The organism is Agromyces bauzanensis (genome assembly GCF_014645655.1).
GTDB classification, from domain to species: Bacteria; Actinomycetota; Actinomycetes; order Actinomycetales; family Microbacteriaceae; genus Agromyces; species Agromyces bauzanensis.
Map to the genome: position 1 here is coordinate 26,711 of NZ_BMMD01000024.1, position 12,387 is coordinate 39,097.

The 12,387-nt window shown below is 72.7% G+C and carries 11 protein-coding genes and 2 tRNA genes; 12 read left to right on the top strand and 1 reads right to left on the bottom strand.

All coding sequences use genetic code 11. From position 1 onward, the window contains the following. The first annotated feature begins 26 nt into the window (after positions 1-26). Genes IEX31_RS16255 through IEX31_RS16300 form a run of 10 tightly spaced genes read left to right on the top strand, consistent with a single transcriptional unit; the run spans position 27 to position 9,342 of the window. Positions 27-473, top strand: a complete 447-nt coding sequence (locus tag IEX31_RS16255; protein WP_188744454.1) for a phage tail protein — start codon at positions 27-29, stop codon at positions 471-473. Next, positions 473-952 carry a hypothetical protein gene (locus IEX31_RS16260; protein ID WP_188744455.1) on the top strand — a complete coding sequence of 160 codons (480 nt, stop codon included), beginning with the start codon at positions 473-475 and terminating at the stop codon, positions 950-952. Before IEX31_RS16255 ends, IEX31_RS16260 begins: the two co-directional genes overlap by 1 nt. Next, positions 949-1,107 (top strand): DUF6760 family protein, encoded by a 159-nt coding sequence (locus IEX31_RS16265; protein WP_136708102.1) that lies wholly within the window; start codon positions 949-951, stop codon positions 1,105-1,107. The genes IEX31_RS16260 and IEX31_RS16265 overlap by 4 nt, the downstream gene beginning before the upstream one ends. A gap of 3 nt (positions 1,108-1,110) precedes the next feature. Next, a complete protein-coding gene (locus IEX31_RS16270) occupies positions 1,111-3,258 on the top strand; it encodes a hypothetical protein (protein WP_188744456.1) in 2,148 nt (715 codons plus the stop codon). A gap of 17 nt (positions 3,259-3,275) precedes the next feature. Further along, positions 3,276-3,719, top strand: coding sequence for a phage tail protein (locus tag IEX31_RS16275; RefSeq protein ID WP_188744457.1), 444 nt, complete (start codon positions 3,276-3,278; stop codon positions 3,717-3,719). A 9-nt stretch (positions 3,720-3,728) separates the two neighbouring features. Then, positions 3,729-4,493 (top strand): CIS tube protein, encoded by a 765-nt coding sequence (locus IEX31_RS16280; RefSeq protein ID WP_188744458.1) that lies wholly within the window; start codon positions 3,729-3,731, stop codon positions 4,491-4,493. After that, the gene (locus IEX31_RS16285; RefSeq protein ID WP_188744459.1) at positions 4,477-6,348 is read left to right on the top strand and encodes a VgrG-related protein; all 1,872 of its coding nucleotides are present in this window, start codon (positions 4,477-4,479) and stop codon (positions 6,346-6,348) included. Before IEX31_RS16280 ends, IEX31_RS16285 begins: the two co-directional genes overlap by 17 nt. An 18-nt stretch (positions 6,349-6,366) precedes the next feature. Continuing rightward, complete coding sequence (locus IEX31_RS16290) at positions 6,367-6,780, top strand: GPW/gp25 family protein (protein ID WP_188744460.1); 414 nt, start codon at positions 6,367-6,369, stop codon at positions 6,778-6,780. Then, complete coding sequence (locus IEX31_RS16295) at positions 6,777-8,756, top strand: putative baseplate assembly protein (protein WP_188744461.1); 1,980 nt, start codon at positions 6,777-6,779, stop codon at positions 8,754-8,756. Before IEX31_RS16290 ends, IEX31_RS16295 begins: the two co-directional genes overlap by 4 nt. A 1-nt stretch (position 8,757) precedes the next feature. Then, the gene (locus tag IEX31_RS16300; RefSeq protein ID WP_188744462.1) at positions 8,758-9,342 is read left to right on the top strand and encodes a phage tail protein; all 585 of its coding nucleotides are present in this window, start codon (positions 8,758-8,760) and stop codon (positions 9,340-9,342) included. 37 nt (positions 9,343-9,379) lie between these two features. Here IEX31_RS16300 and IEX31_RS16305 read toward each other — a convergent pair whose 3' ends face one another. Beyond that, on the bottom strand, positions 9,380-11,599 hold the full coding sequence (locus IEX31_RS16305; RefSeq protein WP_373285540.1) for an AfsR/SARP family transcriptional regulator: 2,220 nt from the start codon (positions 11,597-11,599) through the stop codon (positions 9,380-9,382). A 386-nt stretch (positions 11,600-11,985) separates the two neighbouring features. Here IEX31_RS16305 and IEX31_RS16310 point away from each other — a divergent pair. Beyond that, positions 11,986-12,057 (top strand) — tRNA-Thr (locus IEX31_RS16310). A 37-nt stretch (positions 12,058-12,094) separates the two neighbouring features. Next, positions 12,095-12,168: transfer RNA gene (locus IEX31_RS16315), tRNA-Met, on the top strand. Positions 12,169-12,387 lie beyond the last annotated feature (219 nt).

Sequence of the window (12,387 nt, forward strand, 5' to 3'; positions counted from 1 at the left end):
CCAATCCACGAGAACAGGAGCTTGACATGGCACTCGCAGATGCCTTCGATTCCTCACCGGCATACGCGTTCAAGGTCACCATCGACGGCATCGAGATCCCGAAGGTCACCGAGGTCTCGGGCCTGAAGAACGAGGTCGACAAGATCGAGCTGAAACAGCAGCTCGCCGACGGCAAGTACGTCGCCAGGCAGCTCATCGGGCGCGCCAAGACGGGCGAGTTCACCGTGACGCGCGGACTCACCGACTCGAAGACCGTCACCGACTGGCTCAAGGTCGTGATGAAGGGGGATGTCGCGGGCGCCCGCAAGAACGCCTCGGTCGAGCTCCTCGACTACGAGGGCGGCACCATCAAGAAGTACGAGTTCCGCAACTGCTGGGTGCGCTCGGTCGAGATCAACTCGCTGAAGGCAGGGGCCACCGAGCAGGCGACCGAGAAGTTCACGGTCTGCTTCGACGAGTCCGAGGTCACCTGATGCAGCGCGTGCTCACGACGCGGCCGAGCGGGCAGCCCGAGGGAGCGCCGGGGGCGACGGGCGCGACGGGCGCACCCGGCGCGGAGGCATCCGCCGCCGATGACGGCGTCATGCGCACCGAGTTCGCGTTCGAGCTGCCGCGCGGCTACGTCGGCCCCGACGGCACGGTGCACCGCCGGGGCGTCATGCGCCTCGCCACGGCGCGCGACGAGCTGCTGCCGCTCTACGACGCCCGCGTGCAGGAGAATCCCGCGTTCACGACGGTCGTGCTGCTCGGCCGGGTGATCACCTCGCTCGGTACCCTCGGCACGATCGACGGTTCGGTGATCGAGAACATGTTCGCGTCGGATGTCGCGTTCCTGCAGGACTTCTACCGCCGCATCAACGCCGAGGGCCACACCCGCATCGCGGTGACCTGCCCCGAGTGCTCGCACCGGTTCACCGCCGACCTCGCCGGCGGGCGCCTGGGGGAATCATGACGTACTCGGCCGACCGCATCCATGAGGAGGTCGCGTACGTCGCCTACCACTTCCACTGGTCGCTCGACGACATCCTCGACATGGAGCACGCGCAGCGCCTGCGGTACGTGCACGAGATCGCGGCGATCAACACCCGGCTCAGCGAAGGGCGGTGAGCCATGCGCTGGCCGTGGCAGCGATCGGAGGGGCGGCGGTCGGATGCCGCGGCTCCGCGTGCTGCGGCGCCGGCCGCCTCGGCTCCGGATGCCCCGCCGCCGCCGGTGCCGCCCGCGGGCTGGGCCTTCCTGGCCCCGCTGCAACGGCAGGTCTCGGATGCCCCGCCGGCCGTGTTGCGGCCGGCGTTCGTCTCCACGCTCCCGACGCGCACGGTGCCGTCGTCCCTCGGGACCATGGGCCACCTCGTCGACGACGGGGCGCCGGCGGGCACGGTCGCGGTCGACGGCGGTGCGCTCGGGGCGCCCGTGCAGCGCTCGGTCGCCGCGGACCTGGCGCTCCGACCGGGTCGCACCGCTTCTCGCACGCCGGCCGCGGGTACGGCGCAGGTGCAGCGGGCGACGGATGCCGCGGGGCCGGCGTCGCTCGACGAGCGGGCGGTCGTCGAGACGGCCGAAGGGCCGCGGGTCGCCGAGGCCACGGAGGTTCCGCCGCCCGTCGAGTTGTCGGAGCACGACGCCGTTGCTCCAGGCGCTGACGAGGCACCGCCCGACCGGCGTGCGCCCGCGACCGTGGAGCCGGCCGGAACCGCGCCCGGGACGAACTCATTGCGGGCGGACGGGTCGCGACCGGTGCCGCCGGCGCAACCGCTCGTGCGTCCGACCCTGCAGCGATCCACCCCGCCGGCGCGCGGCGCTGACGGCACGGACGATTCGTCGCCCGAGCATGCCGACGTGTCACTGCCCGCCGTGCCGGCTCCGAGGCGCGTCGGACTCGGCGCCCCGCTCCCATCGCGCCCGCTGCAGCGCACCCCGTTGGAGGACGCCGCCGGCGCGGCGCCCCCACTGCCGGCCGGGATGGATGCCGCGACGCGACCTGCGGCGGCGACGGATGCCGCGACGCCGCGGGCGGAGGGCTCGCCGGCCACGGCGGGTGATGGGCCGTCTCGGCTCGAGGATCTCCCGCTGCAGCGGAACTCCGCCGAGGGGCCGCACGAGCCGCCCGCCACGGAGGCGTCATCGAGCGGTGCGCCGCCGCCGTCCGCGGACGCGCCGCTCATCGGCGAGGCACGGCTCGCCGCGACGATCGGCGCCGCACCGGGCACGAATACCCGGGTCGCCGCCGGAGCGGCGGACCACTCGCACGACGCGGCCGCTGCCGGGGGAGCCGCGCCACCCGCTCGACCTCCGAGCCTGACCTCGACTTCCGCACCGACGCCGACGCCGGCGATGCCGACCGCTGCGCTGCAGCGGGTGACCTCGACGCCCGGGCCGCCGACCGAAGATGCCGTCCCGCACGACGATGCGGCGATGGGCTCCGCCGAGCCCGGCCCGGTCGACGCGCCCGCCGCAGGGCCGCCGGCGCCGGCCGCAGGGCCGCCGGCGCCGGCCGTCCTGCAGCGCTCGGTGGGCCTGGCGCCAGCGCGAGCGATCGTGCCAGCACTTCGAGCCACCACGATGGGCGCGGCCTCCATGACACGACTCCGAGGCGGCGCGGTCGTCGTCGCGCGCGTGGTCGCTCCGGTGCCGCCGACTGCGCCCCGCGGCGATCCGGCACGCTCCCGCGGTTCCGCGGCGTCCACACCGACCGCTGAGAGCCGGGCGACGTCGGCGTGGTCGCGCGGGGCCGACGCCGGGCGCGGGTCGACCGGATTCGACTCGGCCGTATCGGGCGGGTCGGTCGAGGTCGACGAGTGGGCGTCCGAGGCGCCGGTGGCAGCGGCATCCGTGTCCCGTCTCGCGTCGAGCGAGTTCGCGCGCCTGGCCGACCATGTGGAGCCGGCACCCACGGCGGCGAGCGAACCCATGCCCGTCGCGGCCGCGCTGCCGCGATCGGGCAGCGGTGCGCAGGTCGTGCAGCGCACCGTCGCCGGCGAGTCGGGCGTCCCCGCGGCGGGTGTCGCCGGATCCCGCACCGCGGTCGCCGCGCCCGAGCCGGCACCGATGGGGGGCGAGCCCACCGAGAGCCTGGGCATCGCCGTGCAGTCCGCCCCGGCTCCGTCGTCCACGACTCCGGCACCCGCGCCGCCGGCCGCCGCCCCAGAGAACGTGGAACAGCTCGTGCGCAAGCTCTACGGTCCCCTCGTGCGGCGGATCAAGGCCGAGCTGCTGCTCGATCGCGAACGCCGCGGCATCCGCATCGACGGGATCTGACCCAGAAGGAGGCGACCATGCTCACCGATACCCAGATCGCCGTCGGCGTGCACTACATCGTGCACCTCGACGAGCACGACCTCGGCGACTTCGCCAGCTGCGACGGGCTCGGCGTCGAGGTCGTGCTGGAGTCGCGCGAGGAGGGCGGGAACAACGGGTTCGTCTGGCAGTTCCCCACGAGGCTCAAGTACCCGAACATCAAGCTGACCCGGCCGGTGAGCAAGGACACCGCCGACAAGATCGTGAACTGGGTCGTGTCGGCCGTGTCCGGCTCCTCACGCGGCACCGGCCACATCGAGGTGAGGTCGGCCGACAACGAACCGGTCGCGAAGTACGACCTGCACGACGTCATCCCGGTGCGCTGGACCGGTCCTGCGCTGAACGCCGACCAGCCGAAGGTGCTCATGGAGACCCTCGAGATCGCCCACCACGGGTTCGTGAAGACGAGCTCGAAGTACTGAGGACGCGCCATGCCCATCACCTCGACCGCATCCGACACGACGAGCCTCGTGCACGCCGCCATCGACGTGCACGAGCCGGGCCCGGCTCCGGGCGAGGTCGGCGCCAAGCTCACGACCATCGAGTTCCAACTGAATCCCAAGGAGCTGACCGTCGCGAAGTCGGCGAAGTGGGAGTCGAAGAACCAGAAGAAGTCCTCGACCGCGCCGCCCGCGACCTACCAGGGCCCCGAGCCCCAGAAGATGAGCGTCGAGATGTACTTCGACGAGACGCGCACGCGCGACGGCAGCGTCGTGAAGCGTGTCGAGGCGCTCTTCCAGGCGTGCACGCCGACGAGCAAATCGACCGGCAAGAACCAGCCGTCGGCGCCCTGGGTGAAGTTCAAGTGGGGTGTGCTCACGGGCTTCGTGGGCTACATCAAGAGCGTATCGGCCAAGTACACGCTGTTCTCGCCCAACGGCACCCCCCTGCGAGCCGTGTGCACGGTCGCGCTCGAGGAGTTGGCGAAGCAGCCGGGCAAGCAGAACCCGACGTCGGGTGGTCTCCAGCCGCGCAACGCCCACACCGTGCGCGAGGGCGACTCGCTCGCGGCCATCGCCTACCGCGAGTACGGCAACCCCGCGCAGTGGCGTTCCCTCGCCGAGGTCAACGGCATCGACGACCCGCTGCGACTGCGGCCCGGTCAGGTCGTGCTCATCCCCGCCCTCGACGAGCTCTCGCGCGCCGACGGCCGCGAGATCGCCCGGAAGGAGGTCGCCCGTGCCCTCCTCCGTTGACACCTACACGAGCCTCCTGCTCGTCTCGGTCGGCGGCACCGCCCTTCCGCCCGATGCGGCGGGCCTCCTCGAGCGCAGCAGGGTCACGGATGCCGCGAACCTGCCCGACTCGTTCGAGCTCGAGTTCGTCGACTCGGCCGGTGCCGTGCTCGAGAAGGGCGGCTTCACGATCGGGGCATCCGTCACCCTCGCCGTGTCGCAGAACGGCGCGGACGGACCGCAGAAGCTGCTCGACGCCGAGGTCACCGCGCTCGACCGCGAGGATGTCGGCGGGGAGCTGCGCACCCGGGTGCGCGGGCTCGACACCTCGCACCGGCTGTTCCGCGGGCGCCGCGTCGCCGCCTACGTCGACATGTCGACGGCCGACATCGTGCAGAAGGTCGCGCAGCGCGCGGGCGTCAAGGTCGGCTCGGTCAGCGGCCCGGCCACGGTCATGCCGCACACCACGCAGGACAACGTGAGCGACTGGGTCTTCCTCAAGCGGCTGGCGGATGACGCGGGCTGCGTGTTCTCGGTCGTCGACGGGAAGCTCGAGTTCGGGCCGCCGACCGCGGCGTCGACGGCGATCTCGGGCTCGTCGTCGGCGGTCGACGACCCGATCGTGATCGAGCACGGACGCAACACGGTGTACCTGCACGCGACGATCACGAGCGCCGAGCAGGTGTCGGAGGTCGAGGTGCGCGGCTGGGACGTGGCGGCCAAGCAGAAGGTGGTGTCGACGGCGCCCGCGAAGACGCAGGCGGCGGAGCTGCCGACCCTGGACCCCGCGAAGGTCGCCGAGGTGTTCTCCAGCCCGCGCTACGTCAGCGGCGCCGGCACCGGGGCGCAGCAGCCGCAGGACAAGCTCGCCGAGGCGATCGCTTCGCGCATCGCCGGCGGCTTCGCCGAGATCGAGGCGCAGATCCTCGGCAACCCCCGCATCCACTCGGGCACCGCGGTGCGACTCAGCGGGTTCGGGGCGCCGTTCGACGGCCGATACACCGTCACCGAGTCGAAGCACGAGTTCAGCTCCGAGCAGGGGTACACGACGACGCTCGTCGTGAGCGACGCATCCGACCGCTCGCTGCTCGGCGTCGGGTCCCGGCCGGGGCCGGTCGTGGCAGGAGCCGGCGCCGGCGGCGCCGGCACCGGGATGCCCGGCGTGGTGAGCGCGCTCGTGAGCGACGTCTCCGGCGGCGGCCACGACGACGGCCGGGTGCGGCTCACCTTCCCGTTCCTCTCCGACGACTACGTGAGCGGCTGGGCGCGCGTCGTGCAGCCGGGTGCGGGGGCGGAGCGGGGCGCCGTCGTGCTGCCCGAGGTCGGCGACGAGGTGCTGGTCGCGTTCGAGGCGGGGCGCTTCGACCGGCCCGTCGTGCTCGGCGGACTCTACAACGGGAAGGACCTGCCGCAGGGCGGCTGGGGCTCGTTCGTCGAGTCGGGATCCGTGGTGCGCCGCAGCTTCACGTCGCGCACCGGCATGATCGTCGAGTTCCTCGAGCGGCCGGGGGAGGAGTCGTTGCGCATCTCCACGAACGAGGGCGCGCAGCACGTCACGCTCACGCAGACCGCCGACCGCGGCATCCAGATCGTGTCGGAGGGGCCGGTGTCGGTGACGGCCGAGCGCGACGCCACGATCACCACGGAGGGGAACGCGAGCGTGACCGCGAGCCACGGCGACATCGCGCTCTCGGCCATGAAGATCGCGCTCGAGGCATCCGCAGAGCTCGCGATCTCGGCGCCCAACGTGAAGGTCGACGGGTCGGCGTCGCTCGACCTGTCGGGCGCGAAGGTCGCCGTCAAGGGCTCGGGGACGGCCGAGTTCTCGTCGTCGGGCGTGACGGTCGTCAAGGGCAGTCTCGTACAGATCAACTGACCGGGCAGGGAGCACAGGATGTCGCAGGAGTTCGTCGGCCGAGGCTGGTCGTTCCCCGTGCATGCGGACGCGAACGGGCGCATCGCGCTGTCGAGCGACGCGCGCGAGATCGAGGAGAGCATCCGGCTGATCCTCGCGACCGCGCCAGGCGAGCGGCCGATGCGGCCCGAATTCGGGTGCGCCGTGCACGACTACGTCTTCGCGCCCGCGGATGCCACGACGGCGGGTGCCATCGGCGACGCCGTGCGCACCGCCCTCGCGTTCTGGGAGCCGCGCATCGACGTCACCGACGTCGCCGTCACGTTCGCCCGGGCCGACCAGGGCATGCTGCTCATCGACATCGGGTACGCCATCCGGGGCTCGAACGACCCGCGCAACCTCGTCTTCCCGTTCTACGTCATCCCCGACCGCTCGTCGGAAGGAACGCCATGAGCCTGCCATCCCCAGACCTCGACGACCGCCGTTTCCAGGACCTCGTCGACGACGCGAAGCGCCTCGTCGCCCTGCGCTGCCCCGAGTGGTCGGATCACAACGTCTCGGACCCGGGCGTCACGCTCATCGAGGCCTTCGCCTTCATGACCGACGAGCTCTTCTACCGGCTGAACCGGGTACCCGACAAGCTGTACGTCGCCTTCCTCGACCTCATCGGCACGACGCTGTACCCACCCACCGCGGCGACGGCCGACGTCGTGATGTGGCTCGCCGCCCCGCGCGACGAGGTCGTCGTCGTCCCGCCACGCACCGAGGTCGGCACCCCACGCACCGAGCAGGACCAGTCGATCGTGTTCCAGACGACCGCCGAACTGCAGATCCCGCCGCGGTCGCTCGCGCACGTCGGACGGCGGTCGGGCTACGTCGAGGGCGACGCTGACGCTTCGGTCGATGCGAAGGTATTCGTGCGCAACGCACGCCTCGGGAACGACGCGCTCGAGGCGTTCGCGAGCAAGCCGAAGATCGGCGATGAGTTGCTCTTCGGACTCGACGAGCCGGCACCCGGCCTCGCGATCGGCCTCCGCCTCGACTGCGCCGTGCGCGGCGTCGGCGTCGACCCGCTGGATCCGCCCATCGTGTGGGAGGCGTGGACCGCACCCGGCTGGACGCGGTGCGACCTCGTCTCCGACGGCACGAAAGGGCTCAACCAGGCCGGGGATGTCGTCGTCATCGTGCCGCGCGACCACGTGGCATCCGTCATCGGCGACGAACGCGCCGGCTGGCTCCGGTGCCGGCTCGTCGAGCGGGAGCCCGACGTGCCCACGTACAGCGCCGCTCCGCTCGTGCGCGCCGCGGCGGCATCGACGCTCGGCGGCGTCGCGCAGGCGCTGCACGCGCGCACCGTCGACGACGAGGTGCTCGGTCTCTCCGAGGGGGTGCCGGGCCAGTCGTTCCCGCTCGAGGAGCAGCCCGTGGTCGACGACGGAGAGCCGTTCGTCGTGGAGGTCGGCACGGGCGCCGGCTGGGAGGAATGGGTCGAGGCGGACTCGTTCGCCGGCTCCGGCCCCGACGCCAGGCACGTCATGGTCGATCGGGCCAAGGCGACCGTGACGTTCCCGCCGGCCGTGCGCGAGCCCGATGGCACGCTGCGTCGGTACGGCGCGACGCCGGCGAAGGGGGTGCCGCTGCGCGTGCCGCGCTACCGCGTCGGTGGTGGACGGATCGGCAACGTGGCCGCGGGCGCGCTCTCGGTGCTGCGCTCGACCGTGCCGTTCGTGAGCTCCGCCGTGAACCGCGCGGCGGCGCACGACGGCACCGACGGCGAGACGATCGACGAGGCGAAGGTGCGCGGACCACTCGCACTGCGCACCCGCGACCGGGCGGTGACGCTCGAGGACTACGAACAGCTGGCCAAGCGTGCGGCGCCCGGCGTGGCGCGCACGCACGCGATCGCGGCCCGCGGCGCGGGCGACGGACTCGGGGTGCGCCTCCTCGTGGTGCCGACGGCCGCGGTGGCCGACGACGGTCGCATCGCGTTCGCCGACCTCCAGCCGAGCGACGAGCTGCTCGCCGTGATCTCCGACGACCTCGACGGCCGACGGCTGGCGGGCACGCGCCTCGTGGTCGAACCGCCCGAGTACCAGGGCGTCACGGTGGTCGCGAAGCTCGTCGCGCACCCGAGGGTCGCCGTCGACCGACTGCAGGCCGACGCGCTCGCCGCGCTGTACGGGCGGTTCGACCCGATCCGCGGCGGGGCCGACGGCACGGGCTGGCAGTTCGGGCGGCCCGTGCTCGCGGGCGAGGTCTACTCGGTGCTGCAGTCGCTTCCCGGCACCGAGCTCGTCGACGAGGTGCTCCTGTTCTCGGCCGACCCGGCGACGGGCAAGCGCGGCGAACCCGTGCAGCGCATCGACATCGGCCCGAACGCGCTCGTGTTCAGCTTCGAGCACCGTATTCGCGTCACCGCGGGGGTGTGAGATGCGAGGGCTCGTTCCCGACCTGCCGAACCCGGTGCCGCTGCTCACGCGGCTCCCGGCGATCCTGCAGGACGACGAGTTCCAGGACCCCTCGCGTCTCCCGTTCCTGCCGCGCTTCCTGCCCGCGTTCGACGACGCGATCGCGCCCGTCTACTCGGTGCTCGACAACCTCGAGGCGTACGTTCGTCCCGAGTACGCGCCGCCGGACTTCCTCGAGTGGCTCGCCGGCTGGGTCGACGTGGCGGTCGACGAGGCGTGGACCGAGGAGCAGCGTCGCCGGATCGTCGCGGATGCGGCGTCGCTGCATCGTCGCGCGGGAACGGCGGGAGGCATCCGGGACGCCCTGCAGCTGGCGGCCGGCCCGGCGGCGACGGTCGCGGTCGAGGAGTCGGGCGGGAGCGCGTGGTCGGCGGAGCCGGGGGCCGAGCTGCCGGGTTCGGCGGCAGTGGCGGTGGCGATCACGATCACCGTGCCCGAGGGCGATCAGGCCGCGCTCGTGCGCCGGTTCGAGCGGGTGGCTGCGGCCGTGGTGCCGGCGCACGTGCCGACACGGGTGACGGTCACGGTGGCGAAGACGTCGGCCTGAGTGAGGGCGCGCCGCGGGTCGATGCCCGCCTGGGTTCTCACTCGAGGCCGAGTGCGATGCGCATTCGGCGGTAGTCGTCAGCCGCCCGCCGCGCGGCCACCACGTCACCCGAACTGCGATGCACCGTGACGAGCGTGCGCCACGACTCGTCGAGCCACGGATCGATCTCGACGGCGCGGCTGGCCGCTGCAACGGCGGCGCGTGGTTCGCCGAGGTGCAGTTCGAGGTGCGCGAGCGATGAGGCGGCCTCCGCCGCCCGGGTGCGGTACCGCTCCCTGGCGCCCGTGACCCATTCGGCCGGACCGTCCTCGGGCAGCACCTCGCCGACGTAGAGGGCGAGCGCGCGTCGCAGGCTCGACGCCGTCGTCGGGGCATCCCGCCGCTGCTTCGAGGTCGCCGCCTCGGCGAGCCGGTCGTCGAACTCGGCGAGGTCGCAGTCGTGCCGGTCTCGGATGCCGAGACGGTATGCCTCGCCGACGCGCTCGACGATGGATCCCGACGTGCCGGCGTCGGGGAGTGCCCGGCGCAGGCTCGACACGCTCACGTGCAGGGCGTGGACGGCGGAGTCGGTGCCGAGGTCGCCCCAGAGGATGTCGGCGATGAGTTCCCTGTGCAGCGGCGAGCCCGAGTTCAGCGCGAGCATCCGCAACAGCGCGCGTGCCTGCGGGCGGACCGCCCGGAGGTCGAGGTCGGCGCCGTCGGTGCGGAGGCGGAAGCCGCCGAAGCATCCGACGGTGAGGTGCGGATGCCGCGGGTCGGCGTAGGCGGGCGCTCGACCCGCCTGCGCACGCGCGCCCGCTGCGGGCGGCGCGATGGGGAGGCGGGGGAGGCCTGCCTGCTTGGCGCGCCGTCGCGACGAGGCGAGCAGGGCGGCGGCATGCTCAGGCGGACCCGTGAGGGCTCGGGCGGCGTCGATGAACGCGCCGGCCGCGTCGACGCCGGTGGCGATCACGGCGGTCTCGGCGTCGACGATCAGGTCGCGCGCGGGCGTCGTGCCCCCCGCGGCGGCCAGGAGCGCCGCGGCGGCGCGCGCCCAGGTCGCGAGGTCGGCGCATCCGAGCTCGTCGAGCCGCTGCGCGAGCGCAGTCGCCGCGCCGCTCGTGCCGCGCCCGCGACGCATGCGCACGAGGAGGTCGATGCCAGCGACGAGGGCCGCCCCACGCTCGTCGCGGCGCAGCTCGAACTCCTCGACGACGGCGTGCGCGGCGCCCTCGGGGAGGCCGGCGATCGGGGCGATCGCCCCGCGCGCGGCGCGCGCGAGTGCGCCCAGCCCTCGAGCGACGCACTCCCGCTCCAGTACCGCAAGTGCATCGAGCGTCGTCTCGCGCGGGGTCAGCGGCTCGCGGATCACGAGCAGCAGCAGTCGCGCGGTCAGCCGGTTCGCGGCGTCTCCGTTCCTGAGCACGCGATGCAGCAGCGGGAGGGCGCCGACGACGTCGCCTGCGCGGAGTCGGGCGAGCGCGGCGTCGAGCGGGTCCGCGGTCCTGGTCGGAGGTCGACCCGACGCTCCGAGATGCAGCGGTTCCTCTGCCGCGGGCTCGCCTCGGCGGCGTCCCGCCCGCTGGGCGGGCTCCGCGGGCTCGGCGTGCGCGGCGGGTTCGGATGCGCGGTCGCCGCATCGCGCGTGCAGGTGGCGACGCAGCACGGGTGGAACCACACGATGTCCGAGCTCGACGACGTGCATGACCGCGCCACCGTCGACGGCGGCGAACAGCTCGGTCGCCTCGTCGGCGCCGAGCACCCGGGTGCATTCGGCGAAGTCGAGGGTGGGCAGCGAACTCGTGCGCTCCAACGCGAGCGCGATGGCCGGCGGGAGGGTTCGCACGGCGTCCTCCAGCAGTGACGCCGCGAAGTCGCCTTCGAGGGCGGCGTCGATCGCCCCTTGGAGCGCGTCGGGGTCGATCAGGCGCGACCGCACGGCGAGCTGGTGCACGAGCGCGGGCCACCCGCCGGTCTCGGAGGCCACGCGCGAGGCGCACTCGAGGCCGAGCAGGTGACCACCCGCCGCGCGGAAGGCCTCGGCGATCTCGTCGATGCGCAGCGCCAGTTCGGGCGCGGTGACGATCTCGACATCGCTGTGCGAGGCGTGCACGAGATGCTCGCCGGGCTGCAGGCGCGAGGCGACGACGAGGCGATGGTCCTCGTCGGCCTGCGCGACGAGTCGTTCGAGCACGGTCTCGCCCGGGGTGCCGAACACGTGGTGCGCATCGTCGACGGCGATCGTCGCGGCACCAGCGGATGTCGCGGCGCCGAGCATCGCGTCAAGGGCGGCGGGCTCGCGGTGCTCGGGGCCGAGGGTGACGACGGAAACGCGCCCGACGTCGCTCCCGAGTCGACGGAGCAGCGTCGATTTGCCCGCCCCGCCAGGGGCGGTCACGAACACGCAGTCACCACGCAACCGACCCGCCAGGCGCGCAGGGAGACCCCGATGACCCGCAACCAGGTCCCGTGTACTGTTCCCCGTGTGGCCCACCGTCGAACCCCCATGTTGACGGATGTCGCCGGCTCCGGTCCGACGGGGCCAAATCTATGCCCGTTCGCGCCGTTGCGCATAGGTGCTGGCACTGGTTCAGCGCGCCCGGCAGCAGTTCGGAGCATCCGCACCGAGGTGATATCCTCGTACGGTTGCCGAGTGCGGCACACGCCCCGATAGCTCAGTGGTAGAGCACTTCCATGGTAAGGAAGGGGTCGTCAGTTCAATCCTGACTCGGGGCTCTGGTTCGTTCCGGGCGTATGCTCGAAGAACCTTCCCGGCGGGGTAGCTCAGGTGGTTAGAGCACACGGCTCATAATCGTGGTGTCGCGGGTTCGAGTCCCGCCCTCGCTACTGGAAATGCTCGGTTGACCAGGGTTTCTTGTCCTACATAGAAGGACAGGACTCGATGAGTTCAACGATTGTTCAACGCTTAGGGCTCGCGAATGATTAATCTGTGCGTGTCGTGATGACGTGCGCCGCGTCGTGGACGCGTGCGCGGCACCGGGCGTGGTGACGGCACGGGACGCGTCGGTCACCCTGCTGGCGTTGCTGACTGGCCTGCGGGCGTGC

Excerpts from the sequence above, each read along its gene's own strand:
- IEX31_RS16255 (WP_188744454.1), top strand. The coding sequence starts at position 27 with ATGGCACTCGCAGATGCCTTCGATTCCTCACCGGCATACGCGTTCAAG.
- IEX31_RS16260 (WP_188744455.1), top strand. The coding sequence starts at position 473 with ATGCAGCGCGTGCTCACGACGCGGCCGAGCGGGCAGCCCGAGGGAGCG.
- IEX31_RS16265 (WP_136708102.1), top strand. The coding sequence starts at position 949 with ATGACGTACTCGGCCGACCGCATCCATGAGGAGGTCGCGTACGTCGCC.
- IEX31_RS16270 (WP_188744456.1), top strand. The coding sequence starts at position 1,111 with ATGCGCTGGCCGTGGCAGCGATCGGAGGGGCGGCGGTCGGATGCCGCG.
- IEX31_RS16275 (WP_188744457.1), top strand. The coding sequence starts at position 3,276 with ATGCTCACCGATACCCAGATCGCCGTCGGCGTGCACTACATCGTGCAC.
- IEX31_RS16280 (WP_188744458.1), top strand. The coding sequence starts at position 3,729 with ATGCCCATCACCTCGACCGCATCCGACACGACGAGCCTCGTGCACGCC.
- IEX31_RS16290 (WP_188744460.1), top strand. The coding sequence starts at position 6,367 with ATGTCGCAGGAGTTCGTCGGCCGAGGCTGGTCGTTCCCCGTGCATGCG.
- IEX31_RS16295 (WP_188744461.1), top strand. The coding sequence starts at position 6,777 with ATGAGCCTGCCATCCCCAGACCTCGACGACCGCCGTTTCCAGGACCTC.
- IEX31_RS16300 (WP_188744462.1), top strand. The coding sequence starts at position 8,758 with ATGCGAGGGCTCGTTCCCGACCTGCCGAACCCGGTGCCGCTGCTCACG.
- IEX31_RS16305 (WP_373285540.1), bottom strand. The coding sequence starts at position 11,599 with ATGCTCGGCGCCGCGACATCCGCTGGTGCCGCGACGATCGCCGTCGAC.